25 protein-coding genes and 4 pseudogenes are annotated in these 26,413 nt (G+C 34.1%); 14 read left to right on the top strand and 15 right to left on the bottom strand.

Translation table 11 applies throughout. The features are described 5' to 3' along the window. Positions 1–50: 50 nt before the first annotated feature. Positions 51–191, top strand: a pseudogene (locus AC1DIT_RS16680) (YxiF family protein); the annotation flags it as partial. 70 nt (positions 192–261) lie between these two features. Here the strand turns inward: AC1DIT_RS16680 and AC1DIT_RS16675 are convergent. The 5 genes from AC1DIT_RS16675 to tkt all read right to left on the bottom strand — a co-directional run bounded on the left by AC1DIT_RS16675 (position 262) and on the right by tkt (position 6,798). Beyond that, positions 262–2,025 (bottom strand): ABC transporter ATP-binding protein, encoded by a 1,764-nt coding sequence (locus AC1DIT_RS16675; protein ID WP_016131836.1) that lies wholly within the window; start codon positions 2,023–2,025, stop codon positions 262–264. Next, positions 2,025–3,776 carry an ABC transporter transmembrane domain-containing protein gene (locus AC1DIT_RS16670; RefSeq protein WP_016131837.1) on the bottom strand — a complete coding sequence of 584 codons (1,752 nt, stop codon included), beginning with the start codon at positions 3,774–3,776 and terminating at the stop codon, positions 2,025–2,027. The genes AC1DIT_RS16675 and AC1DIT_RS16670 overlap by 1 nt, the downstream gene beginning before the upstream one ends. 124 nt (positions 3,777–3,900) lie before the next feature. Then, entirely contained in the window at positions 3,901–4,122 is a 222-nt protein-coding gene (locus AC1DIT_RS16665; RefSeq protein WP_003199214.1) for a YneF family protein, read from the bottom strand. A 78-nt stretch (positions 4,123–4,200) separates the two neighbouring features. Further along, entirely contained in the window at positions 4,201–4,641 is a 441-nt protein-coding gene (sirA, locus tag AC1DIT_RS16660; protein ID WP_016115775.1) for a sporulation inhibitor of replication protein SirA, read from the bottom strand. A gap of 156 nt (positions 4,642–4,797) precedes the next feature. Then, on the bottom strand, positions 4,798–6,798 hold the full coding sequence (gene tkt / locus AC1DIT_RS16655) for a transketolase (protein WP_476998296.1): 2,001 nt from the start codon (positions 6,796–6,798) through the stop codon (positions 4,798–4,800). Positions 6,799–7,158: 360 nt separating this feature from the next. Between tkt and AC1DIT_RS16650 the strand changes: the two genes are divergently transcribed. Then, complete coding sequence (locus AC1DIT_RS16650) at positions 7,159–7,458, top strand: hypothetical protein (protein WP_016115777.1); 300 nt, start codon at positions 7,159–7,161, stop codon at positions 7,456–7,458. Between the two features lie 185 nt (positions 7,459–7,643). Here AC1DIT_RS16650 and AC1DIT_RS16645 read toward each other — a convergent pair whose 3' ends face one another. Next, on the bottom strand, positions 7,644–7,952 hold the full coding sequence (locus AC1DIT_RS16645; protein ID WP_016131838.1) for a hypothetical protein: 309 nt from the start codon (positions 7,950–7,952) through the stop codon (positions 7,644–7,646). A 152-nt stretch (positions 7,953–8,104) separates the two neighbouring features. Between AC1DIT_RS16645 and AC1DIT_RS16640 the strand changes: the two genes are divergently transcribed. After that, entirely contained in the window at positions 8,105–9,688 is a 1,584-nt protein-coding gene (locus AC1DIT_RS16640) for a bifunctional metallophosphatase/5'-nucleotidase (RefSeq protein WP_016131839.1), read from the top strand. Between the two features lie 43 nt (positions 9,689–9,731). Here the strand turns inward: AC1DIT_RS16640 and AC1DIT_RS16635 are convergent, their stop codons facing one another. Together AC1DIT_RS16635 and AC1DIT_RS16630 are read right to left on the bottom strand one after the other, a co-directional pair. Continuing rightward, a complete protein-coding gene (locus AC1DIT_RS16635; RefSeq protein WP_016115780.1) occupies positions 9,732–9,971 on the bottom strand; it encodes a DUF896 domain-containing protein in 240 nt (79 codons plus the stop codon). Positions 9,972–10,016: 45 nt separating this feature from the next. Further along, a complete protein-coding gene (locus AC1DIT_RS16630; protein WP_016115781.1) occupies positions 10,017–10,673 on the bottom strand; it encodes a YneB family resolvase-like protein in 657 nt (218 codons plus the stop codon). Positions 10,674–10,816: 143 nt separating this feature from the next. On the opposite strand from AC1DIT_RS16630, the gene lexA reads away from it, so the two are divergent. Further along, positions 10,817–11,437: a transcriptional repressor LexA gene (lexA, locus tag AC1DIT_RS16625; RefSeq protein ID WP_016115782.1), complete on the top strand. Its 621-nt coding sequence runs from the start codon at positions 10,817–10,819 to the stop codon at positions 11,435–11,437. Positions 11,438–11,466: 29 nt separating this feature from the next. On the opposite strand, the gene AC1DIT_RS16620 is transcribed toward lexA, so the two are convergent. The 6 genes and pseudogenes from AC1DIT_RS16620 to AC1DIT_RS16595 form a co-directional block, all read right to left on the bottom strand. Beyond that, positions 11,467–12,267: a DUF4097 family beta strand repeat-containing protein gene (locus tag AC1DIT_RS16620; protein ID WP_016131840.1), complete on the bottom strand. Its 801-nt coding sequence runs from the start codon at positions 12,265–12,267 to the stop codon at positions 11,467–11,469. A 5-nt stretch (positions 12,268–12,272) separates the two neighbouring features. Then, a complete protein-coding gene (locus AC1DIT_RS16615) occupies positions 12,273–12,815 on the bottom strand; it encodes a DUF1700 domain-containing protein (protein WP_016131841.1) in 543 nt (180 codons plus the stop codon). Positions 12,816–12,819: 4 nt separating this feature from the next. Next, complete coding sequence (locus tag AC1DIT_RS16610; RefSeq protein ID WP_003199239.1) at positions 12,820–13,131, bottom strand: PadR family transcriptional regulator; 312 nt, start codon at positions 13,129–13,131, stop codon at positions 12,820–12,822. 222 nt (positions 13,132–13,353) lie between these two features. Continuing rightward, entirely contained in the window at positions 13,354–14,406 is a 1,053-nt protein-coding gene (locus AC1DIT_RS16605) for a pyruvate kinase (protein WP_016131842.1), read from the bottom strand. A 297-nt stretch (positions 14,407–14,703) separates the two neighbouring features. Further along, a pseudogene (locus tag AC1DIT_RS16600) lies at positions 14,704–14,893 on the bottom strand (DUF2935 domain-containing protein). A gap of 342 nt (positions 14,894–15,235) precedes the next feature. After that, positions 15,236–15,574: a YmaF family protein gene (locus tag AC1DIT_RS16595; protein ID WP_016115789.1), complete on the bottom strand. Its 339-nt coding sequence runs from the start codon at positions 15,572–15,574 to the stop codon at positions 15,236–15,238. A 346-nt stretch (positions 15,575–15,920) separates the two neighbouring features. On the opposite strand from AC1DIT_RS16595, the gene AC1DIT_RS16590 reads away from it, so the two are divergent. From AC1DIT_RS16590 to AC1DIT_RS16545, 10 genes and pseudogenes are all read left to right on the top strand, one after another. Beyond that, positions 15,921–16,670 (top strand): sugar phosphate nucleotidyltransferase, encoded by a 750-nt coding sequence (locus AC1DIT_RS16590; RefSeq protein WP_016131845.1) that lies wholly within the window; start codon positions 15,921–15,923, stop codon positions 16,668–16,670. 16 nt (positions 16,671–16,686) lie between these two features. Then, positions 16,687–18,762, top strand: a complete 2,076-nt coding sequence (locus tag AC1DIT_RS16585) for a glycosyl transferase (RefSeq protein ID WP_476998295.1) — start codon at positions 16,687–16,689, stop codon at positions 18,760–18,762. A gap of 116 nt (positions 18,763–18,878) precedes the next feature. Continuing rightward, positions 18,879–19,844 (top strand): NAD-dependent epimerase/dehydratase family protein, encoded by a 966-nt coding sequence (locus AC1DIT_RS16580; RefSeq protein ID WP_016115792.1) that lies wholly within the window; start codon positions 18,879–18,881, stop codon positions 19,842–19,844. A gap of 26 nt (positions 19,845–19,870) precedes the next feature. Further along, positions 19,871–20,959, top strand: a complete 1,089-nt coding sequence (rfbG, locus tag AC1DIT_RS16575) for a CDP-glucose 4,6-dehydratase (protein ID WP_016115793.1) — start codon at positions 19,871–19,873, stop codon at positions 20,957–20,959. 841 nt (positions 20,960–21,800) lie between these two features. Further along, positions 21,801–22,373, top strand: a pseudogene (locus tag AC1DIT_RS16570) (helix-turn-helix domain-containing protein); the annotation flags it as partial. 210 nt (positions 22,374–22,583) lie between these two features. Then, on the top strand, positions 22,584–23,138 hold the full coding sequence (locus AC1DIT_RS16565) for a hypothetical protein (RefSeq protein WP_016115795.1): 555 nt from the start codon (positions 22,584–22,586) through the stop codon (positions 23,136–23,138). Positions 23,139–23,194: 56 nt separating this feature from the next. Continuing rightward, the gene (locus AC1DIT_RS16560; protein ID WP_016133204.1) at positions 23,195–24,073 is read left to right on the top strand and encodes a DUF7018 domain-containing (lipo)protein; all 879 of its coding nucleotides are present in this window, start codon (positions 23,195–23,197) and stop codon (positions 24,071–24,073) included. A gap of 91 nt (positions 24,074–24,164) precedes the next feature. After that, positions 24,165–24,674 carry a DUF7018 domain-containing (lipo)protein gene (locus tag AC1DIT_RS16555; RefSeq protein WP_016115797.1) on the top strand — a complete coding sequence of 170 codons (510 nt, stop codon included), beginning with the start codon at positions 24,165–24,167 and terminating at the stop codon, positions 24,672–24,674. A gap of 11 nt (positions 24,675–24,685) precedes the next feature. Further along, a complete protein-coding gene (locus AC1DIT_RS16550) occupies positions 24,686–24,892 on the top strand; it encodes a hypothetical protein (protein ID WP_016115798.1) in 207 nt (68 codons plus the stop codon). A 77-nt stretch (positions 24,893–24,969) separates the two neighbouring features. Continuing rightward, positions 24,970–25,437: a DUF2691 family protein gene (locus AC1DIT_RS16545; RefSeq protein WP_016115799.1), complete on the top strand. Its 468-nt coding sequence runs from the start codon at positions 24,970–24,972 to the stop codon at positions 25,435–25,437. Positions 25,438–25,505: 68 nt separating this feature from the next. On the opposite strand, the pseudogene AC1DIT_RS16540 reads toward AC1DIT_RS16545, so the two are convergent. Then, positions 25,506–26,411 (bottom strand): annotated as a pseudogene (locus AC1DIT_RS16540) (N-acetylmuramoyl-L-alanine amidase); the annotation flags it as partial. Positions 26,412–26,413 lie beyond the last annotated feature (2 nt).

Genomic DNA, 26,413 nt, shown 5'->3' with positions numbered 1-26,413 from the left:
CACACACTATATCGGTAATAATGCTGAATTAAAAAAATTCACTAGAAAATGAACGATTTAATAACTTAGAAGAAATATCAATAATTTCAACGTTCTTAAATGGTGCTGAAGATTTTGTTTTAGTTGGTGATGATTTAGAATTTGGTGTATGTATCGAAAGAACAGAGTATCACTACGAATTCAGTATGTAAGGCGTAACAGAAATTACAGCAATGTGATCATTTTTAAAAGAATAAAAAAAAGGCCTTCAAAACCTTAATACTACAAGGCTTTCTGAAGGCTTCCTTTATTCTGAAGTAAATACATATTGTAATATAATCCTTGCTTACTCAGTAACTCTTGATGTGTTCCTCTTTCTATAATTTCTCCATCATGCATAACAAAGATTTGGTCAGAATCTTGAATAGTAGATAAGCGATGTGCAATCGCAATTGTTGTTCTACCTTTTCGCATACGCTGCAACGCTGTTTGAATTGCCTCTTCCGTTTCTGTATCAATATTGGCCGTTGCTTCATCTAATACCAATACTTTCGGATTTGTCGCAATCGTTCTAGCAAACGCGATGAGTTGCCTTTGTCCACTTGAGAATGCCGCTCCCCTTTCTACTACTTCTGTATCATACTGTTCTGGTAACTTTTCAATAAACGTATTTGCTTGAACAAAACGTGCTGCTTCTTTTATTTCTTCATCCGTAATACTTTCATTATACATGCGAATGTTTTGTTTCACATTTCCGGCAAACAAGAAGGCATCTTGCAATACGAGCCCAATTCTCTTTCGAATTTCCTTCTCTTCAAACTTTTCTAAGTTTACACCGTCTATTAAAATATGACCCGCTTTAATATCATAAAACCGCATCAACAAGTTCATAATTGTACTTTTCCCACTTCCAGTATGTCCAACAAAAGCAACTGTTTGCCCAGGTTTTACATGAAAAGATACATTTTTTAAAACATCACGTTTTCCGTCGTATGAAAATGTAACATCTTTAAATTCAATTTCTCCTTCATGTACTTTCGGCTCTCCATTCCCTTGTTGAACAGGCGCTAAATCTTTTTCATCCATCAAATGAAAGACACGTGATGAAGAAACAAGTGCTTGTTGGAAGAAAGATAATTTCATCATCATTTCATTTACAGGTTGGAAAAAACGATGAATATAGTTAACAAAAGCATATAATACCCCAACTTCAACTGGACTATTCAAAGCGTCAATTCCAAATAATGCGAGCACCAATGCAATCGCCACAATATGAACAAAATCTGTTGCCGGTCGTAAAAACAATGCATCTAATTTTAACGTACGGCGCCCAGCACTGTAATGCTTATTATTCACTTCTTCAAATTCTTTTCGCATCCGTTTTTCTTGACGAAACACTTGCACAATGTTCATCCCTTGAATCGATTCATTAAGCTTTGCATTTAAAATACTTAATTGATTGCGAAGTTCTAAATAAAAAACAGAGCTTTTCCTGCGATACATGGTCATAATCGTCAACATAATTGGAATTAATAAAAGAGAAAACAATGCAAGTTTCACATTAAGTAAAAACATAGCCACTAAAATTCCAATTAAAAATACTACATTTTTTACAAATGTTGATAACACACTCACATAGAAATCTTTAATTGCTTCTGTATCATTTGTTATACGAGATACGAGGGTACCAATTGGTGTACGGTCAAAAAAGCTTAATGACAACCGTTGTACATGTTCATACACTTCCACTCGCATATCTTGCACAATTTTGAAAGCTATATTTTGGAAATATAATAAATTTAAATACGTAAATAAAACCTTTAATAGATGAGCAATCATATATACAACAAATAAGGTTACAAGTGCTGATTGTTCAAAGTTACGCGGAACTAAATGTTCATCAAGAAACTGTTTAATTAAAAACGGACCCATCATTTCTGTAACAGTTGCACCAACTAGAAATAGAAATGCTAGTGACAATAAGCCTTTATATGGTTTCATATAAGAAAGTAATCGCCATAAATCGCTTCTTTTTTTCTCAGCCATTATATGCCTCCCTTCTCAACTAACGCTTCTAACTGCTGGCTTTCATACATCTCTTTATACCAACCTTCTTGCCTCATTAGTTGTTCATGTGTACCACGCTCTACAATTTTCCCTTCATCAACAACAAGAATAAGATTTGCATGTTGAATAGCACTTAACCGATGTGCTGTAATAATCGTTGTTTTTTGCTCTCTTTCTCGTTTCAGCGCTGTTAAAATTGTTTCTTCTGTCTTTGCATCAACTGCTGATAAACAATCATCTAAAATTAAAATTTCAGCATTCGTTAGTAAAGCACGTGCAATAGAAATCCTTTGTTTTTGTCCACCTGATAAAGACACTCCTCGTTCCCCTACTACCGTATCGTATCCTTCTGGAAATTGAACAATATCATCATGAATACAAGCAATATCAGCAGCACATGCAATTTCTTTATATGTAGCATCAGCCTTTCCAAATGCAATATTTTCACCTATACTTGCTGAAAATAGGAAATGGTCTTGAGGAACATACGAAATAGCAGATCGAATGCCATGCAGCGTCATATCACGAATATCTTTCCCACCAACTTGCAGCGATCCATTAAAATGATCATATTCCCTGATTAAACATTTTAACAATGTCGTTTTCCCTGCACCAGTGCGGCCAACAATACCTAATGTTTCACCCTTTTTCAGTGTGAAATGAATATCTTCTAAATGGAGAGTTTCATTTTTCTTATAGGAAAATGCATCAATTGCAAACTTTATATCACCGCTTGCCTCTTTATGTACCGCCCCATCTTTGCTCACAACATCTGAAGTTTGAGATAATATTTTTTCCACACGGTCATATGAAGCACGACCACGTTCCATAATATTAAACAGCCAACCAAATGCGAGCATCGGCCAAACAAGCGTCCCTAAATATGTTGTAAATGTAATTAACTCACCAACTGTCAGTTCTCCGCGAACAACTAATAGTGATCCATAGCACACAGCGATTAAGAATGAAAAACCGACAATAAGAGAAATTGTTGGATCAAATAATGAATCGATGCGCGCAACTAACATATTTTTATGCACAACATCTTCTGACTTTTTTCGAAATGCTTGTAAATCTTCCTTTTCTTGACCAATTGAGCGAATCACCTTCATTCCACTCATACTTTCTTGTACTTTATCATTGATCTCAGAAAACGCTTGCTGTGCTTTATGAAAACGTCTGTGTAATAAAGTACCATAATAATTAGTTGAAATCGCTACAATCGGCATTGGGATTAAACTTAACAATGTTAACTTCCAACTAATCGTAAACCCCATAGCCACTAGCACGCATCCACCTACGGCTAACGAATCAACAAGCGTCAAAACGCCCGCTCCAGCTGTCTGTTGGATTGCTTGAATATCATTCGTTGCATGGGCCATTAAGTCCCCTGTACGATGTGATTGATAAAAAGATGGACTCATGTTTGTAAAATGTTCATATAATTTCTTTCGTAATTGGCGCGCGAGCTTTAAAGAAGACCCAAAAATCATAATACGCCATATGTAACGTAATATATACATTGTAATCCCGACAACTACTAAAAGAACAACCCATTGTAACAACTTTTCAGATGTTAGCGTTTGGTTATTAATTTGGTCTACAACAACTCCAATTACTTTTGGTGCAACAAGCTCAAGAAGTGCTACACCAAATAACAAAATAATTCCCGTTATGTACGCCCGTTTTTCTTGTTTAAAAAACCACGCTAAATTAAAAAATATCTTCATTATATCCCCCTCCCTTGAAATGAGCGATGTTTTCAGTTTATCAAAAATACAGAATTTTTAAAAGTTTTAAACACTACAGTTTTCCAAAAGAAAAGGACACTCTTATCGAGTGCCCCTTTAGCGCTTATTTCATTTGTTGTTTGTTCATTGCGCTCATCATTTGATTGATTTTCTTTTGGGATGGTTTTTGTCCCATTTGCATCATCATCATTTTTAACATTTGTTCATTGATTGGTGGATTTTTTTGTAAGTAATTCATCATATATTTGCGGGCGATGAAAAATCCTAACGCCACGCCTGCTACTAGTGCTAATACGCCCACTAGAACAACTACCCAAATTGACATATATTTTCCTCCTTCATGTTGTCTACCTTACAGTGTACTAAAACCTTTTCAATAAGACAAGATTGTATTCGACATTTTTTACACATATGTTCGTGCTTGTTTCAGAGGATTTAACCAACCATACTTTTTATTTTCATAATCCATTGCTAAAAATGTCAATTCGCATTTCCTGAGAACCTCAAAGAAAGTCGTTTCCATCGATACATTTCCGGATGTACTCATTTGAATATATTGTGATTTCACCGTTATTTCGCCGTATTCTGCCCCAGTATAAAGCATGTGTGTATGATGTGTTCTATTATACTTCCCAAAACTACGTAAAACCTGTTCTAATTTATGGTGAATTCTCATTACTTGTAATGGCATCGTAATATACATCATCTGCTTATATAACACTTTCTTTTCCGAAAGGGAATCAGATTCTGAAAATCGAGCAAATAAATCAAAAAACAAATACTCCCGACCAAAGTATGCCTTCGCAATATCTTCTTGAATTAAATACAATTCATACGTTTTCATACTTTCCCTCCCGCTCTGGACAACCTTTTCTCTTCATTATATAGAAGAAAATATGCAATGATTGTCTGACTACGGAGAAAGAAAAAACTTTTTCTGTCGAATAAACTCATTTACATAGAAAAATCTCTCCATGCCGGAGAGATTTTTCACAAACCATTAAAGCATTTCTTTTACTTTACGAACAACATTTTCTACAGTGAATCCATACTCTTCCATGATCTTTTCACCAGGAGCAGAAGCACCGAATGTATCGATACCTAGTACATCTCCTTCAAGACCAACGTAACGGTGCCATCCGAAAGTCGCACCCATTTCAATTGCGAAACGTTTTGTTACTGCTTTTGGTAATACAGATTCTTTATATTCAGCAGATTGCGCATCAAAGCGATCCATAGATGGCATGCTGACAACAGCTGCATCAACACCATCTTCTGCTAATGCTTTTTGCGCTTCAATCGCTAAGCTTACTTCAGAACCAGTTGCAAGTAAAATTACATCAGCTGTTTCTTTCTTGCTTGCAGAAACGACATATGCACCTTTTGCTACTTTTTCATACGTATCGTCTTTTGCACCTTCTAATGTTGGAAGATCTTGACGAGTTAAGACTAATGCAGTTGGTGTGTTTGTAGATTCTAACGCTAATTTCCAAGCTGCAACAGATTCGTTACCATCAGCAGGACGAATAACAGATACATTCGGCATTGCACGAAGCGCTGCTAATTGTTCAACTGGTTCATGCGTTGGACCATCTTCTCCAACAGCGATGCTGTCATGTGTAAACACATATGTTACAGGTAATTGCATTAACGCTGCAAGACGGATTGCTGGACGTAAGTAATCAGAGAATACGAAGAACGTACCACCGTAAGTTTTTAAGCCGCCATGAAGTGCGATACCGTTCATTGCTGCACCCATTGCGAACTCACGTACACCGTACCAAATATTTTTACCGCTGTAGTCAGCTCTTGTAAAGTCTTTTTCGTTATTCATGTATGTTTTGTTAGAACCAGCAAGGTCTGCAGATCCGCCAAAGAATGATGGTACAGCTTCTGCAATCGCGTTAATTACAGTACCTGAAGAAGAACGAGTTGCTGTTTTTGATCCTAATTCATAAGTTGGTAAGTTTTGATCCCAACCTTCTGGAAGAAGACCCTTCATCGCTGTTTGTAATTCATTTGCTAATTCTGGATATGCTTGTGCATATTCACCAAGCATTGTGTTCCACTCAGCTTGAGCTGTTTCGCCAACATCTTGTACCGTTTTACGGAAGTTATCATATACTTCTTCTGATACATGGAAGTCTTGTTCAGCTGTCCAAGCATACGCTTCTTTTGTTAATTTTGTTTCGTCTACACCTAGTGGAGAACCGTGTGAAGCTGATTTTCCTGATTTGTTTGGAGAACCGAAACCGATTGTTGTTCTTACTTCGATTAGCGTTGGGCGTTTTTCGTCAGCTTTCGCTTCCTCAATTGCTTTCGCAATTGCTGCAATATCGTTTCCATCCTCAACACGGATTACTTGCCAACCGTATGCTTTATAACGATCTTCTACACTTTCAGAGAATGAACGATTTAAATCACCATCTAATGAAATATCATTAGAATCGTATAATACAACAAGTCGACCTAATCCTAAGTGAGCAGCTAATGAAGATGCTTCAGCAGAAACGCCTTCCATTAAATCGCCATCACCGCAAATTGCGTATGTATAATGGTCAACTACATTGTATGCATCACGGTTATACTTCGCTGCTAAATGTCTCTCAGCCATTGCCATACCAACAGCTGTCGAAATACCTTGTCCAAGCGGACCAGTTGTTGCATCTACGCCTGCTGTGTGCCCATACTCAGGATGTCCTGGAGTTTTGCTTCCCCATTGACGGAAGTTCTTTAAATCATCCATTGTTACATCGTAACCAGATAGATGAAGTAGGCTGTATAATAACATTGAACCATGACCTGCAGATAATACGAAACGATCGCGGTTAAACCACGTTGGGTTATTTGGATTATGTTTCATAAATTGAGTCCATAATGTATAAGCCATTGGTGCTGCACCCATTGGCATTCCTGGGTGACCAGAGTTTGCTTTTTCAATCRCATCAATGGATAATGTGCGAATCGTGTTGATAGAAAGTTGTTCGATTGAATGTGACATGCTATTCTTCCCTTCGCTTATATTAGTAAACGTTTTACACATTTATATGATAGCTTCCCACGCAAGATTATACAACATGTATCGACAAATATGTTGATGTTTTTTCGAATTTGTTCAAAAAACATACTTAATTTCACAATGTATAGGGTTTCAATCTGCTATACTTTTTTATTATTCATTTATTGATAATAAAGGGAATTATCTGCATTTTCATACGTGGCTCATAAAAATATTTAGCAAATATTCTGCCCCCCTCCATACCACTCCTTTATTTACCATTTATTCACAACATATAGATAGAAATGAATATATATTGATTTTCATCGTATATATCAAATAAAAACTGCGGGAGGAGAAATGATGAGTGAACAAGTGGCTTCCTACACCTTTTTAATTGTTTTTTCCCTTATTACAATTAGTTCTATTTACCTTTCAGTAAAATTAAAATCACCCCATAAATACATCCCAGGTGTTGTCATACTTATTCTCTCCATTGGTACGTTTGGCATACTGTATTTTGATCGGGGTGTAATGATAACAAGTGAAGGATTAGGTTATTTATATAGTCTCATTGCAATCCTCTCGTTACTTATCGCCATTATTTCTTTATTTATAGCAATTGCTATTTCTTTTATTTCAGCTTTATTTAGAAAAAATTAACATTTGTTATGTCTGAGCACTACGCTCGATAAAAAATTAAATTCCAAAATGCAAAAGGTGTCCTTCTCCTGCGTTCACCTTATAGAGTAGTCTAATTAAAGACTCTAACTCTGTACAAAGAATATCTCGATTAAAAACAAGGTGTTCATACCGTCCATTGAAATGAGCCTGTGAGTTCTATTTTTTCAGGTCCCAATGAAATGAGATTGACTAATGAGCGAAATAGGTTGATCGCTATTTCTGCTCCCTCTTTCTCGATTTTTGTAATACCAATAATGGATACCAAACCCTTTCTCTTTCTTAAAAGGATTATATGTTGGAATCCACTGTAAAAAATCTGACACATACAAAACAATTTCATCACTGAATATCACGCATTCTTCAACAACCATTCCATCTTTATAAAAAAACTCCCTGTCATGCCAAGAAAAATCTTCAGAACTTAGCTCTCCTTTTTCATTTGAAACAAATACAAATTCATGTTGCAAAGCCACAATACCCTCCTCCTGTCATCATACGATACTCCGAAAACATTTTCATTTTCTTCTTTATAAATTTTAGATTTTCTAAACATTCAATAAAAAAACAAACCTATATTATCTGTTATGATTTATCATAAGATAACAAAAAAAGAAGGTTGATAAGCTTGAATAAGAACAACATTGTTCATATAAACATTCTACTAACAAGCGATGTACATGGTACAGTCTATCCGATTCACTATCAAAATAATGAAAATGCAGAAATAGGATTAGCCAAACTTGCAACACGTATCACACAAGAGCGTAACCAACATGAACATGTAATTGTGATCGATAACGGCGATTTTATACAGGGAACTCCATTCACCTATCACTACGCTAAATATATACAGCATAAAAACAACCCAATGTCACTTATCGCGAATTACATTGGTTATGATGCGGCCGTTATCGGAAATCACGAATTCAACTATGGAATGGATGTATTAAACAAAGCTGTATTAAACGCGAATATGCCTTATCTATCTGCAAATATTTTAAATAAACATACAAAGGATCCTTATTTTAGGAAACCCTATATCATTAAACACATACATCCTAATATAAAAGTCGCTATTTTGGGAGTTACAACACATTACATCCCAAATTGGGAGCAGCCACATCATATTAAAGATTTACTATTTGAAGATGCACTAGAAACAACAAAAAAATGGGTTTCTCTCATTCATAACCAAGAGCAACCTGACTTATTAGTCGTAGCATATCATGGTGGCTTTGAAAGGGATTTACAATCTGGAGAACCAATAGAAATTTTAACCGGTGAGAATCAAGGATATGCGATGTGCCAAGAAATAGATGGTATTGATATATTACTAACAGGTCACCAACATCGCTCTATTGCAAATACGAAAGTAAATGGTGTAACAGTTGTACAACCCGGATCTAATGGCCATTCATTAGGAAAAGTTCGAGTGGAGTTAGAACAAAATAAAGATCGATGGATAATTAAAAAATGTCATTCGGAACTGTTGTCTGTTAAAGGCGTTCAAGCAGACGAAAAAGCACTTTCACTTGTATCTGACTACGAAAATCAAACGCAACAATGGCTAGATCAACCAATCGGCACCATTATTGGTGACATGCAAATTCACACTGCGATGCAAACACGTTTACAAGACAATCCTTTTATTGAATTTATAAACAAAGTACAAATGGAGGTAGCTGGAGTCAACATTTCTTGTACAAGCCTATTTCATAATGAATCTTCTGGCTTTCCAAATCGAATTACAATGAGAGATATTGTATCGAATTATATTTATCCAAATACATTAAAGGTCATACATATTACAGGAAAAGATATTAAAGATGCTCTTGAACTATCAGCTGAATATTTCACATTAAATACCGAGGGAGATATTATTGCAAATCCCGCTTACACTACACCAAAACCACAGCATTACAATTACGATATGTGGGAAGGAATTTCATACATATTAAACATTTCAAAACCAGTTGGTGAACGAGTCGTTTCCTTAGAATATAACGGATCTCCCATTCGCTTTAATCAAGAATATGACGTAGTCATGAATAATTATCGCGCAAGTGGTGGCGGAAATTATTTTATGTATCAAAATAAACCCATCATAAAAGACATACCAATTGATATGTCTGAGCTTATCGCGAATTACATATTAGAACGGGGGACAATTGAAGCAAAGACCAACCATAATTGGAAAGTCATCAAATAAACAATTCTATTAAAATCAAAAAAAGATGGGCTGCGCCCACCTCTTAATTTAACTTTGTATTATCTTGTTTTTTCAATGCTTTTAATTTCGCCGGTGTAATATCTTTACCTTCTTCGTTAACGACTTTAATGCCTTTTAATTCGTTTAACATATTTTGACGAAATCCTTTTAAATATTGTTCACGGAGCGATTGGCGCTCACGTTGTTCTTCTTCAGTTAATCCTTCAGCTTTCGCTTTTTTCGCTAAGAAGTTAATGCGTTCAATGAGTTCGTGACTTAGCATCTCGAATCCCCTTTCTACTTAAAACTGATTATTATCATACAATAGTTAGTCTTGTTTATCAAGCAATTGCTTCGTGTATTCCACGTACCTGCGATGTACTGTTGCTTTAGATACATCGTGTCCAAAACCACGAAGCGTTGCTGCAATTTCCTCAAATGTTAATTCATTGCGACGCAGACGTACAATTTCTTCAATCGGCACTTCTTTCTTTTCACGTCCTGTACTTAAATGTCGGTTTTTTAAGTTTTTTTCTGGACGAAACCCTCTTTCTACCGCTCTCTGCATTCCACGTTTAATCTTCAAATTATGAATCTTTCTCTGATACTCTTCAACTATACCAATAATATCTAGCACCATAGAATCCGAATCAGAAAGCTGTAATTCACCATTATGCGTATGTGTATATACTTGTATTCCTTCTTTATGTAAACAGTGCATTAAAGCAATTTTTGCATTCCCTCTTCCAAGCCGCGTTTCATCTTGAATGAGAAGCACATCGACCTGTTCATCTCGAATCATATCTAACACTTCTAATATACCGTCTCGTTCAATCGTATAGCCGCTTGCCTTCTCCTCAATCACCTTTATAACATTCATTTGATACCGCTCAGCTAAATGCAATAATTCATCTTTTTGGCGTGATAATGAAGTTTCCTGCGCTTCTTTCGTTGTGCTTACACGGGCATAAATGATTGCATTCATTTTAAAACCTTCTTCCTCATTTCAATTTTCCCTTTAGTGTATCACAAATCGCCCTTTTGTTCGAACTTATGTTTGTAGAATGTTTTTTTGCATGTTATACTTATAAGTAAGAAAATCGAAAGAAAACGAGGTGTTAAAAAAACATGGAAAAGTTAACAAAACGCCAGCAAGACATTCTCGACTTCATTAAACTAAAAGTACAAGAAAAAGGTTATCCACCTTCCGTACGCGAAATCGGTCAAGCGGTTGGCCTTGCTTCTAGTTCTACGGTGCACGGACATTTATCACGTCTAGAAGAAAAAGGTTATATTCGACGTGATCCAACAAAACCAAGAGCCATTGAAATTTTAGGAGAAGTAAGAATCGAAACAAACACACAATCAGTTGTTCAAGTCCCAATTGTCGGAAAAGTTACAGCTGGTTTACCAATTACAGCAGTTGAAAGTGTAGAAGAACACTTCCCGCTTCCTGCAAGCGTTGTTGCTGGAGCAGACCAGGTGTTTATGCTACGAATCTCTGGAGATAGTATGATTGAAGCGGGTATTCTGGATGGAGACTTAGTTGTTGTTCGTCAGCAACATTCTGCATACAATGGAGAAATCGTTGTTGCTTTAACAGAAGATAATGAAGCAACTGTAAAACGTTTTTACAAAGAAAAAGATCATTTCCGCTTACAACCCGAAAACTCTTCTTTAGAGCCAATCATTTTAGATAAAGTCTCTGTTATTGGAAAAGTAATCGGTGTATATCGTGATTTACATTAAAAAATAGACCAGTTTAACTGGTCTATTTTTTAATTCGCTTCAATTGTCACGTCTCCAGCAGATGTTTGTCCGCTAATTTTTACGCTCCCATTCCCTACTACTACATTTCTTTCTTCTTCCTTGAAAACCTTAACTTCACCGGCAAATGTCTTCCCACTTACAGTCGCATCCTGAGGCTTTTCAAGTAGACGAATATCAACATCTCCTGCAGTCGAGCTTGCTTCCACATCATATTTAGAGTCATGATCAATAACGTCCACATCTCCACTTGTTGTTTTCGCAACAACTTTTCCACTTACTTTTTTCATTTTAATTCCGCCCGCTTTTGAAGATCCTTCCACTTTCTTCGCTGTCACCCGCTCTATTTCTACATCTCCACCAAGCGTTGTTGCTTCTACACGTTCACTTTTCACATCATTTACTGTTATCTCACCTGCAGATGAACTTACTTTTATTTCTTGATAGGAACGCTCCGGAACAACAATTGTTACACCTGGCGTTTTAAATCCGAAAGATAAAAATGAAAAATCAAATGAAATTCCTTTTTTTATCTTACCTTGAACTTTTAATATATCTCCTTTTTCATCAATACTCATTTTTTGCTTCGTAGTATTTCCTGATTGTTTTATATAAAAAGAAGAATCATCCCCTTTTTGAACTGTAACATCCCCAGCATCCAAATCAATTTCTAGATTTTTAATTGCTTCATTTTTTATAACTCTTTCAGTTTCTCCCTTTTCCGCCGCATCTACTGTTTTTGAATATGTTTGTGATATACCAACAACCCCAATGATGATACAAGCGACCGCTACTAACAATATCTTTTTCATCTCATCTATTCCCCTCTAATCATTTTGAGATTCCAATTGACATAGCGCACACAAAAATTTTTAAACCATTTTGTACAGTAGTAGGCACCTATACATAACAATAATCCAACACCAACAAACGTAATAGACACGAATACCTCAAGCCACAAAAAAGTACCAGTTAGGATTTTAATTACTACAAATAGTGGTGCCACAACGCTAGCAACTCCACCAATCCAAAGTGCAAATATAAAACTTATAATTGCGATTAAAGGACCTAATACAAGAATAAAATTTAATAAACTAAGACCAATTGCCGCCATTACAGCTCTTGTTATATTTGAAGCAGATGGATCCTTTTTCATCTCATCAAAACGATATAACGCCAACATCTCTTTCGCAATTGCTTTTGGCGAACCGAGTCCTTTTATAATTTCTACCTCTGTCTTCCCTTCCTCTAATCCAAACTGAAAATGCTCCTCATAATCGTATAAAATATCCTGTCTTTCTTCTTCTGATAGCTTTCTAAGATGTCCTGATAGATCTCGAAGAAACTGTTCTTTGTTCATCTCATTACACCTCTTCAATAATTTCTTGTACTCCTCTAGCAAAATCACGCCAATCCGTTACAAGTAAATGGAGTTGTTCTTCGCCTTGATTTGTTAATTGATAATATTTACGCGGTGGCCCTTCTGTTGATTCTTTTAAATATGTTTGAAAATAGCCCTCTTTTGTTAATCGACGTAATAACGGATATACAGACCCTTCCGATATTAAAAATTTATTGGAGATTTGCTGAACGAGCTCATAACCGTAGCAATCTTTTCGTTTGACAAGTGCCAGTACACAAAGTTCTAGCACACCTTTTTTAAACTGGACGTTCAAAGATAATCCTCCTTTCCAATCAGTACCACTCAATGCAAGGTACTTGCGTCACCCATAATATACCATTTGCTATTGTTTATTACAAGGTACTGTTTGTTATCTATTTAATAAAATACCGTTTTCCGCCTCTCTTTTCTTTATACCAAACAAATTAAAGAATCACGATTCCCCTTACCTAAACATGGAGAAATCGTGATAAATAATATCATACAATTCTATACACTAAATGGATTTATGTAATAATTCCAGCACATCTTTCATAACAAAGGGGGCATCTTTTTTTACACGCTCAGCAAACTCAGAAACTAGACGCAATGTTTTAATACTTTCAATCGGATGATCACCTGATGCACTTTCAGCAGAAAGCATAACAGCATTCGTTCCATCCAATACAGCTTGAAATACATCAGTCACCTCAGCTCTTGTAGGAATAGAATAATCCACCATGGATTGAAGCATTTGCGTTGCCGTAATCACATATGTATTTGTGCGATTACACTCATGAATCATCATTTTTTGTAAAAGCGGAATAAATTGGTACGGTAATTCTACACCTAAATCGCCCCTGGCAATCATAATACCCTCCACTTCTTTACATATCTCCTGAAAATTCTCGATGGCCTCCATCGTTTCCACCTTAGCAATTAGATTTGGTGAAGTTTCATTTTTTAGGCGGATAAAGTTCCGGATTTCCTGTATATGAGAAGGTTTTCTAACAAATGAGCATGCAATAAAATCAACGTTCTCACTTAAAAGAAACTGAATATCTTTTTTATCCTTCTCTGTAATAGCTGGTAAGCTAACGATTGTACCTGGTAAATTCACCCCCTTATGAGAAGCTATATCGCCACCTACCTTTACTTTTGTTTCTATTTTATCCTCGCTTATCTTTTCAACCGTTAACTCAACTTGTCCATCATTAATAAGAATTCTATTTCCAACTTTCACGTCATTAATAATCCCTGGATAATCAACACTTGCTTCTTCTTTGTTTCCAGAAATAGAATGAATGTATAAAGTAAAAGTATCTCCTGCTTGAAGAGTAACTGCATTTTCTTCAATAACTCCCAATCTTATCTTGGGCCCTTGTAAATCCCCTAAAATTTTGATGGAATCATCTAAAGATTTTACTAATTGAATTATTTCCTTATGGCTTTCATGGGAACCATGCGATAAATTAAGGCGGATAATATTCATACCATTTCTTATTAACTGAGACAAAGTATCCTTATTATTACTCGCCGGTCCAATTGTACAAATTCGATCAATTGTCATATTTTCACCATCCTTTTTTATCTATAATTCCCATATAAAAAGAAAAAATAATATTCCTCATACATGGTTTGTAATGTAAGAGTAGAAAAGACCGATCATTCCTTAGTACAAGAATTACCGACCTTTTCATGATGAAAATGACCTGAGTTGTTGCATGATAAAAAAGCGCACCATCAAATGGACTTTTTTAACAAATGAATACTCTAGTATGTATCCATCATGATAACAAAGCACTCATTCCATCGATTGTTGCATTTGTTTTTGTTTCAACCTTTCTTCCAACACATGAATCATAAATTAGAAATGCTCAGCTTCTCTTGTAACATGATCAGCTAGTAATGGATTAATTACATTTCGAATTTGGCATGTTTGAATAAGTTCCAATCCCGCCTTTTTGAAATTTCTCAATTCAACTGTGGCATTTTCACTATCTTTATTTAGCTTTCCGATTAAATCCTTCACCAAGAAAAAGTGCATGTTCCTTCATAATCCGTAACCAAAATCGATTTTCAGTTAAAGAGCGTTCAATAAATAATTGTTCAGTTAATGATTCAGAAGGCGCAGCTTTCAATTCCGACGGAAGCAGCATAGCCCTTTGCTTATCCATGACAAAATGATCAGGAATTGGTTGTTGTCCGTTAGTCATTAAAATCCCACTTCATTTGTGAAAATTTCACTACTACACCATGTATATGAATAGACGATACCCATCATACTTAAACTGCATCATTAAGAACTGTAAATCTAGTGTTTTGTAAAGAAAAGATACTTACAAATAAAAAACTCACATTTCATTAGGACGTGAGTTTTCCTTTTAAAAAATATCTTTTTATTTATTACCTGGCGCAGGCTGGTCCACTCCCCTAATACGATGTTTATGTCCATTATCTTCTGTTGTATAAAAATCGTAATAATGGACATGCATCCCATTTCCAACGGGAATAGCTGGCCCTGAGTGCGCCTTATAATAATGCGTATGTCCATCTTCGAATACTACATATCCTTCTGTATAGTGTATATGTCCTCCGTCCTGTACCGAAATTGGCGGAGAGGTTACATCTAAACATTGATGTACATGCCCCGCCTCAACAGATGTATAATCAACAGAACCATGATTATGATTAGGTACAAATCCTGAAACAAAATCATCTTTTCCTACCCTGTTCACTCTGCTCACTCCTTGGCCACCAAGATAAACTTTCTAAACTTATATGCTTAAAATCAAAATTAATACCTATTAGTTCCCTATTTGCTTACTGTTGAGTAATAAGAATAATTAAGTAATTTAAAGTACATATTATTACTGTTATATGTCAAAAGGCCGAGACTCTTAGTAAAGAATCATATTTTAGTAAGATTGTTTTAAGTAGTCTGAGTAAGTCATAACTATTCGGTAAATCCATATTTTAAAATTTTCATTTTTTTTATAAATGTCCGTACATACGTGGATACAAGTTATATATGTACCACATAGTTTAAATTAGTTATATAAACAGAAGGGTGGCAAATATGTTATGAAAGTCATAATTTTGTGTGGTGGAAAAGGCCTGAGGATGCAAGGGATTCTCAAAGATATTCCTAAACCACTAGTTCAAGTTCAAGAAAAACCTCTCATTTGGCATATAATGGATTGGTATAGCAGGTTTGGGCATTATGAATTCATCCTACCATTGGGATATGGAGGTGAAAAAATCAAAGAATATTTCATGGACTATATATGGAAAGAACATGATTTTAATTTAGATTTAAGGAATAATCATTACCAGTTGCTTGAAGAACCAAAACAGTGGAATATAAAATTTATAGATACAGGGCTTGAAACAATGACCGGAACCAGATTAAAAAAACTTGAAAAGCATATACAGGATGAGATATTTTTATTAACTTATGGTGACGGATTAGCAAAGATAAATATTAATGAACTTATAAAATTTCATAAAGACAAAGGGAAAACTGCAACATTAACTGGCATTAAAAAAAATAGTCAATATGGTTTATTACAGGTTGAAAATGGGATTGCTATAGATTTTAAGGAAAAACCCCTACTTAATACTGTAATAAATGGAGGCTTTTTTGTATTTAATAAAGGAATATTTAATTATTTGAATGATAATGATTGTATGCTTGAAGAGGAACCTCTACTTAATTTAATAAAAAACAAGGAACTTTCAGTTTATGAGCACAATGATTTTTGGATTAGCGTTGATACACCTAAAGATCTTAAAGACGCAAATGAAAGCTGGAACCCTAACAAAAATAGTTGAAAGGAATGAATGAACATTGAATTTTAACGATAGAAAGGAAAGTTACCCGCGCCTTTATATTCCCTCTAAAATAGAAAAAGATGTTCTGTTATCCCCAGATACTTCAGATGCTCCTGATATAAATCATTCTAAAAAATCTACAATCAAAAAAATCAACCCTCTATTTTATAATAAACAGCCCCACTCCGGAAATCATTTTTGTGCCATTGTTGGAACAGAATATGTCTTAAAAACAATTGCCTTGCGACAATCTCTAATACAAAATTCACAAAGATTCACATTATGGATTTGTTGTATAGATTCATTTGCGTATTCAGTATTGAAAGAAATGAACTTGAATAATGTAAATCTCTTACAGGTCGATGATATAGAGGATGCAAATTTGAAAGCCATTAAACGAAATAGGACAGTCAATGAATATTGTTGGACTTTAAAGTCCGTACTTATTGAATATTTATTGGTAAATTATGATTTGCCATCTGTTCTTTATTGCGATAGTGATTTATATTTCTTCTCTGATCCTAATACGATATTTGAAGAATGGGGTGACAATTCTATTTATCTTTGTCCGCAGAGAGACCGTGACTGGGTAGAAGAAAAATATGGGAAATATCAAGCTGGGTTAATTGGATTTAAAAACGATTTCTACGGATTAAAAAGCGTACGATGGTGGAAAGATAAATGCTTAGATTGGTGTAGTGCTAATCCTGATAATGGAAGATTTGGTGACCAAAAATATTTAGATTTTATTCCTATTTATTTTCCAAAAGTAAAAATCTCCAGAAATCTAGGTATAAATGCTGCACCATGGAATTGTATTTATAATAACAATTATAAAATTGATAAAAATCAAAGTGAGGTATACATCGAAACAGATAAACTAGTTGTATATCATTTTGCTTGCATTACCATTTTCAATGAAAAGGATTTTGACCTTTGGTCTTTAGGTGAAATCTCAATACCAAATAATATATTAAACCATATCTATACCCCCTATTTAGAACAAATTCAGTTTACTCTCAAAAAATCAACAGAAAAATTAGGTGAAACAGCAAAGCGACTATTAAGTATTAAAGATATAAATGAAGCGCAAACTTTATATAAAGATTCACAATTAAGAAGAAAAATGAATCAATCAAATCATTTTATGAATTACTCAATGATTATAAGTCAAAAACGTTTAATTCAAGGTCTGACTTGTTATTATTCACTTGAAAGCCATGGCACAAATTTTACTGTATGGATCTGTTGTATGGATAATTTAACTTATCAAATTTTAACAAATCTAAAATTGAAGCATGCTATACTGATTCATGTGAAAGACATAGAAAATCAAGAACTCTTAAATATAAAAAATGAAAGAAGTTTACAGGAATACTGTTGGACATTAAAAGCCCCTCTATGCCTCCATATTCTTAATCATTATTCTGAAGTTGATCACATTATATACTGTGATGCAGATATGTTTTTCTTTGCAAAACCTAATATAATTCTAGATGAATGGTGGAAGTACTCTGTATTTCTTTGTCCACAGAGAGGTACTACTGAACTGGAAAATGTACATGGTATGTATCAGGCGGGCCTAATAGGATTTAAAAATGATCAAAACAGTAAAGATATTTTAACATGGTGGAAAGATAAGTGCCTAGAATATTGCAAGGATGTATATGATATTGAGATGAATAGATGGGGAGATCAAAAATATTTAAATCACATCCCTGATTTATTTTCTAATATCAAAATCATGACTCAAAAGGGTATTAACACTGCACCTTGGAATCTAATTTTAAATAATCATTCTTCTATAACAAAAACAGAAAGTAAGATTTTTATAGACCAAGATGAATTAATCACTTTCCACTTTGGGAGTATGAAAATTATTAATCCAAATGAATTTGATTTATGGAAACAAGAACATGTAGAAATTGATCAATCAATTTTAGAATATATATATATCCCTTATATCGAAAAAATAAAAAATACATGTCGCATACTTCAAAATGTTTTTTCTCTTACCCCTTTATTTGCTGGACAATTAGATAAGTCCTCAGTAAAAAACTATTTTCAATACCCTACATCGCATTTCAGATGAAATCCGTTCTCTCTTTTATATAAATGGTATTATTCCCTAATTCCTACAAAACTTTCTAAGTAAAATTATTTATCCCCTTTACCTAAAAATTTTTTCAAGGAGACGAATGAAATTCTATGAATACGATTGATCATTTTGAAAATAAAACGTTTCTTATCACTGGCGGATACGGTTTTATTGGTTCTCATTTAGTACGAAGATTATTAAGATTACAAGCAAAAATCGTTATTTTGACAAGAGAATCATCGAACCCTTGGCGTCTTAAAGACGTATCAAAAAGTATTAAACTGTATGAAGTAGATATACGCGATAAAATGAAAGTTCAAAATATTATAAAACAAATTTGTCCCGATTATATTTTTCATCTTGCTGCATATGGGGTAAATTCAGCTCATACAGATTACATGAATGCCATTGAAACAAATGTTTTAGGTACAATTAATATTATTCAAGCAGCAAAATCTATAGATTGCAAAAAGATTATTAATATTGGAAGTAGTTCTGAGTATGGAAATAAAACAGACTCTATTCATGAAGGTATGGCACTAACACCAATAGATATTTATGGAAGTAGCAAAGCGGCAGCCACTATACTTGCTCACCAAATTGCTGCTGAAAATAATACTAATCTTATAACCTTAAGACCCTTTGGAATATTTGGAGAAGGTGAAGAACCACATAAAATTTTTTGTTATATTATTTTACAAGTATTGCAGAATAGAACTGTAGATTTAACCTTATGTAATCAATTAAGAGATTACTGCTATATAGATAATATTATAGATGCTTGTATGCTAACAATTGAAAATAATTCTATACGAAATGAGATTTTTAATATTGGAAGTGGCGAAATTTACTCTTTAAAACATTATGTGGAATTACTCTTTAAACACTTGCAGACAAATAACAGACCCAATTATGGTGCATTATCCTATAGAACTAATGAACGAACGATTTCTAAACCGAATATTAATAAAATTAAAAGTATGCTCTCCTGGGAACCACGCATAAGTATTGAAGAAGGTATTATTAAAACTGTTAATTGGTATAAACATAATGCACATCTATATCTGAATGTATGAAAATCYATTTCTAAGGTGTGAATCAATTGTTAAATAATAGCTTTAATAATGTATTTCATGGAAAAAAGATTTTAATTACAGGTCACACTGGCTTTAAAGGCTCTTGGCTATCCATATGGTTAAAAGAATTAGGTGCGACTGTAATTGGATATTCTTTAGATCCTAAAAATAAAAAAGATAATTTTATGTTAACAAATCTTCAAAACGACATAATTGATATTCGTGGGGATATTAGAGACTTTAATAAATTAAATAAGGTTTTCAAAGAATATAAACCTGAGATTGTATTTCATTTAGCCGCACAACCACTTGTTAAATATTCCTATGATTATCCTAGAGACACGTATGATATAAATGTTATGGGAACAATGAATATATTAGAGGCAATTCGTTTACATGAATCAACTAAAGTAGGAATTATAGTTACAAGTGACAAATGTTATGAGAACAGTGAATGGGTTTGGGGATATCGCGAAAATGACCCAATAGGCGGATATGACCTTTATAGCTCTAGCAAAGGATGCTGTGAACTTTTAATTTCTTCCTACCGTAATTCTTACTTTCCAGAAAAAAAATATGAGCATCATAAAAAAATAATCGCAAGTGTTCGAGCTGGCAATGTAATTGGCGGAGGGGATTGGTCAATAGACAGGATTATTCCTGATTGTATACGAGCATTGGAATCAAATCAAGAAATCTTTATTAGAAATACTAATGCAATAAGACCTTGGCAACATGTACTCGAACCCTTAAGTGGATATTTACTTCTAACAGAAAAAATTTTAATAGATGGTATCCTTTTTTCTGGTGCATGGAACTTTGGTCCAAAATTAAATAATATTGCCTCAGTAAAAGAACTTGTTACCGGTATAATAAAGACTTGGGGATGTGGGAATTGGATATCATCAAATGTACATCAAGAAGAATTTCATGAGGCAACATTCCTAAACCTTGATATAAGTAAAGCGAAATTCAAACTCAATTGGGAACCAAAATGGTCCCTCCAACAGACTTTAGACTATACGGTAGATTGGTATAAAAATTACAATACGTACTCCAGTGCAAAGATGAGAAATTTATGTATTAACCAAATTAAACAATACTCGCAGTCTTAAAAAAAGAAAATAACAATTTTTATAGACCACGTTGTTCTTTCAGGGTGAATATAAGTTTGCTCTTATGCCTATTAACTCGAAACATTTTATTCCTTCCAACATTATTCCCTCTAAATAAGTTATATGTAATCCATTTCATTCCCAAACAAATATTTCATTTAAACTATATAAATTACAAATACAAGGAATCACGCGTCCTCTTCGTGATTCCTTTTGTCAGAAAGAAGCAACGCCTTATATTAACGATAATATATACAGAACGATTCGGTCATAAAAGCATTGAAATCACAGCCAATATGTATTTTCTTATTATTCCTAAAATCATTGAGAATGAACAAGGCAAATATGATGCTTATGTGGGGTAAGAATTTAACATGGACAAAAGTGGGGCAAAGATAGTTTCCTTGATGAGATATATGTAGAACAACCAAATAGAAAAAAACCTCAACACGTTGTGTGTCAAGGGTTTGTGCCTCTTAGTAAAGAGACATATATTGGTCGCGTTCCCATTGGTGAACTTGTGTGCGGAACAAAAATCAATAAAGATCTGTATCTATTAAGCTATGCATAAATGTTGTAGTACCAATGTTTAACAACAATTGTTTGTATATTGACTTTCGATAATATTCGTTTGCTTTTGAAATAAATATGGTCAAAATATGGTCATTAAACGGCCGACAAAACATAGCCTGCTTTTGCGGGCTTTTCTTCTCTATTTTCTTATCACGAATAAACTTTGATATGACAAGAAAGATATGTGGGCGAATTGTGGGTAAAAAACACCTAGCAAAAGTTTGCTTAAATTTGGCATTATGTTGCTTTTTTGTTTCCACAAAGGAGACAAATATTAATGAAGAAACTTTTGGACCTCGGCATGATCCGCCAGGTATCTATGAAAAGTAATTCTGATATGATGCAAACTGCTAATGCTATAGTAATTCGACCTATTGTGGAAGAAGTGCCCGACAAGGAACCTACTAAAAGTCCTACAAAGTGTCCTAGCATTAAAACACCCCCTGTTTCCTTAAAACAAAATATAAAAGATATAAACAAACGTAATAGTAATGAGAATAGTAATACTACTGAAGAGAATATTAAACAAACTGATTTTGTTGCTCACTGGGTTCCAGAACGTTTCGTTTCTTTAACTAGCTCTTTCTATTCTGAATCAAAAACAATTCAAGAACTGTGGAAGGTTGTAAGACAGTGTAATAGAGTTGTTAATTACACAACAGGTGATAAAGCATTTACTAAAGACCAGGAGCTTACTATTGGCTTAAAAGCTATTAAAGAGTTTGTTATGAAAGTGAAGTCTGGAATAAAAATGAAGTATGGTAAATTTGCTTATTTCAATGGGATTGTAAATAACTTAATGGACAAGCTCTACTTCGATAAAGAGTTTATGGGAGTATAAAAAAGCTCCCAAACGCTGAGGAACCAATAAGGGAATTTTTTAAAAAGCATATGGAGCGGGATTTTCTACAACCGTAATACATTTTTTCATATTGTTAAAACACTCAAAATTTCTCTTAAGGATGGGAAATCTTTATATCTTATTTATATAATTTATGTTATGGTTCAATATGTAAATTAATTACAATACTTTTTAAAAGGAGTATACATAATGAAAGCAACGAAACTCGTATCATTAGCAATACCTGTTCTATTATTAGTAGGTTGTGGGGTAGGAGATAAAGATTCTATCCCTAAGACTGAGGAAACTAGTAAAGCAATGCCGAAAACAGTAATATCTGAAAAACAGTATCCGTATTATATTTGTGAGCAACTGGTAGAGTTTCAATTCAAGAAGGATGAAATATTGTTAAAACTAGGAGAAGCTTCAAAAGATAATAAGAAATATAAAGATGTATTTAAAACAGCAAACGATATGGATGAAGCCTTAGACCGTATGGAGAACATAATAGTACCTGATAAATACAAAGACATTCATAAACTCGTACAAGAAGGGATAACAGATGCAAGAAAAGGAACAAAGTTAATAAAAGACGCTGATAAAGACGATGGACTGAAGATTCAAGAAGCTGTATTAAAAAGTTCTCCACATATGTCAGGTGTAGATGGAGAACAGTGGAGAGAAGCAATTTATAAGTTAAATCAGGAAACCAAAGATGCCTACGCCAAAGCACTTGATAAGAAAATGGAAGAACATACAAAGTAATAGAGTAACTTGTAATTATACATACAATCATTCAACTAATAAGGGGTAATAGAAATATGAAAGCAAAGAAACTTGTAACGTTAGCACTTCCAATCATGTTATTAGGGGGTTGCGGAACAGACAAAGTAGAGAAGAAAGCAGACTCTAAAGTAGAAGTAAAAGCAGAAGAAAAAGAAAAGGTATCAAAAGAGGCTTACCCTGCACGTATGTCAAACTTAGATTATGAGTTAAAGACAAAGATGTCTGATATTACTAAGTTAACGAAAAGAAAAGACAACGATGTAAAAGAGTTAAACAAAGAGATTCTAAAAAGTGCAGATGAGGTACAAGAAATATTTGCTAAGTTTTATAAAATAGACCCACCTAAAGAGTTTGAAGAAGCACACAAGACTGTTATAAAAGCAATAGACTGTTATAAAGAAGCGTTTGACACACAAATAAGTCTAGCAAAAAGTGGTTCTGTAACAAAGAAGAAGACGGAACAATTAAAAGAATTAATGTATAAAGGCAATAACTACTTAGAAGAAGGTATGCAACCAATTGAGAAAGCTGTAGACCATACCGCAAGACAGAATCAATCGTATGACCCTATCACTTTATCAAAAGACGGTAAAGAAATAATTGGTGAATGGGGTAGTTATGTTGGTGACAAGTTCACCAAAGGATCAGAGTTCCGTCAAGATGGTACATACACCATATTTGATGATGAAGACAACACACCTTATGAGAACTCACATATGGATGGGAAATGGTCTTACAATGGAGACAAGAAAGAAATGACATTAACAATAGACGAGTATGTAAAAGACGGAAAAAAGGCGAAACCTGGTGAAATGAAACAATCTATGTCCTATACGATGGAGTACTTTAGAGATGGTATATTCAAAATGGTAGGCGACGATGGTAGCAAGATGCACCAAGTAAAACGTAAGTAATAGTTAGTAATGGGTTACTTATCAAAAGTAACCTGTATTACATATAAACAATACAATACAATACAATACAATACAAGAGGGGTATTYAATCATGAAAGCAAAGAAACTAGTAGGTTTAGCACTTCCAATCATGTTATTAGCAGGGGTAGGTTGTAACAAAGACAGCGTAGAAGAGAAAAAGACTGATAACTTACAAGTATCAGAAGAGAAGAGTCAAGACGTATCGAAGGTTAAAGCAGAGAAAGAATATAAGTCAAAATTAAACTCTTTAATGAAAGATATTACGAAGGAATCACTGGAGTTAAACGAAATCTTGAATAGTACTAAACCAATAGAAGAAAAAGACACAGAATTTAGAGAGAAGTCACATGCTATATACGAGACAGCAGAAAAGTTAGTTGCGTTAGACCCTGGAGATAAATATCTAGACGTACAAAATACTGTAAAAGAAGTTACGTATGCACTAAGGGAAGGCGTAAGTTCAATAAGAAACGGATTAACTATGAGAGACGGAAGTGTAGTTCAACAAGGTGGGGAGTCAATGGATAAAGCGTCTAAACTAATATTTGAAGTAGATAAAAAGTTGAAAGAGACAAAATAAGGGGTATAACAATGAAACGTAAACTATTAGCAGTTGCATTGCCAGTTATGTTAATTAGTGAGGTAGGTTGTTCTAAAGACAATGCAGAAAAAAAGAAGACTGATAGTTTACAAGTCGTAGTAAATTATAAAACTTCTATACTTGACTTAAGTAAAGCGTTAGAAAGCAAATTATCTACAGAAGAATTAAAAGAGTTACTTATGAATGCTAAAGTTTAATACATAGTAAAAAAGCCGACTCAATTAAGAGCCGGCACTTTCTTTAGATAATAAAAATAAGGGGAGACTAGCATACAATGAATATAGGCATACATTTCCATGTCCCAGAAAATAACAATTTCAATTTGTCCATATTGAAATTACTAGAACCTTTTAATTCTAACAATTTCATGTGGCAAATAGATGATGCTGAAATATACATTAAAGATAAACGCGGTAACTTTACAAATAAGATGTTGTTTGATAATGAACGTTTTATCACTGGACAAGAGTTGGAAGAAACACTGCTAAACAAAGGTTATTATTTAATTTTCTTAACAATGTGTGCTTTTCCTGATATGAAAAAGCACAGTCCAACATGGATAAGAACAGCATCAAACTTTATTAATACTGATTGCGAATTTTTATTAAGTATAGTTGATGGTTTTGATATCAGTATTTTATGTAAAGATGAGTGTTTACTTCAGAACTTGCATCAACATGTTCAAGACCTTGGTTATTTAGATACCAAGTATTTAACAGAACGTACTGCTGGAACGTTTTAACTAAGTCTAAATCAGCTAAAAAAAGAAGGATTCGATAAATCTATCAAATTCTTCTTTTCCATTACTCATTACTTCACATATACATAAGTTGAACTTGCTGTGATATAGAATATATTACCTCTACTGTTTTTCGCCTTATATTGTGGTAAACCATTCACAGATACTTTATCTAGGATAGTAAATCCTAATCCTGCATCTAAAGTACCAGCAACATCTTTATTTTGCCAAGAAGCAGAATCATAGAATCGCAGATTGTCTACTTTAGACACAATACGCTTTCCTGCAATCGGATTAACTGGCTCTTTCTTCTCAAACTTGATGTAAGAAGGATTGTTATATACCCACTGATTTCCCCCAAGATTTAGCCATCCATCTTTTTCACCCCATACTTTATAGGATTCTGGTTTATTTAACTGACGAATAACAGAGTAACTTGCACCTGGTCCCTTGCGAAGATTTACATTGTAACCTTCAATATATGCAATGCCTTCCATATTCGCTACTGGTTCGCCTGGTTTAGATGGTTGTTTCGGAACAGAAACGTCACCGTTATTATACGCACGTTGAACATCCGCACGGAATTGCGCTTCTAATACACCGTGACTGCGTAAATAATCAAGTGGATCTTCATGATCTGTACCGCCAAGATACTTTGTAACATCATAGTGTGTCCACAATCCTTTTTCTACAGATAGATTGTTATCTTTTAAGATTTCAGCTAATAATTTAACGTACTTTTCATATGAGCGTTTAAATTTTCCATAGTCTGCAGTTTCGCAAAGTTCAACATGTACAAAACGCTTATTAGCACCTGAACCAGCCCCATAAGCGATATACTTTGTATCAGCAATTTGAATTGTTTCATTCCAATCTACTGCATAATGTACGAAAGCCGAACGCCAAGTACGAGACTCATACTTTTGAATATTAATAGCTGGAGCTTCTGGAGTTGCTGTACTGTGCGCAACAACGCCTT

Source organism: Bacillus sp. 05T22 (assembly GCF_056396765.1).
The sequence above is the reverse complement of the archived record's forward strand: the minus strand, read 5'-3'. Positions and strand labels throughout refer to the sequence as shown.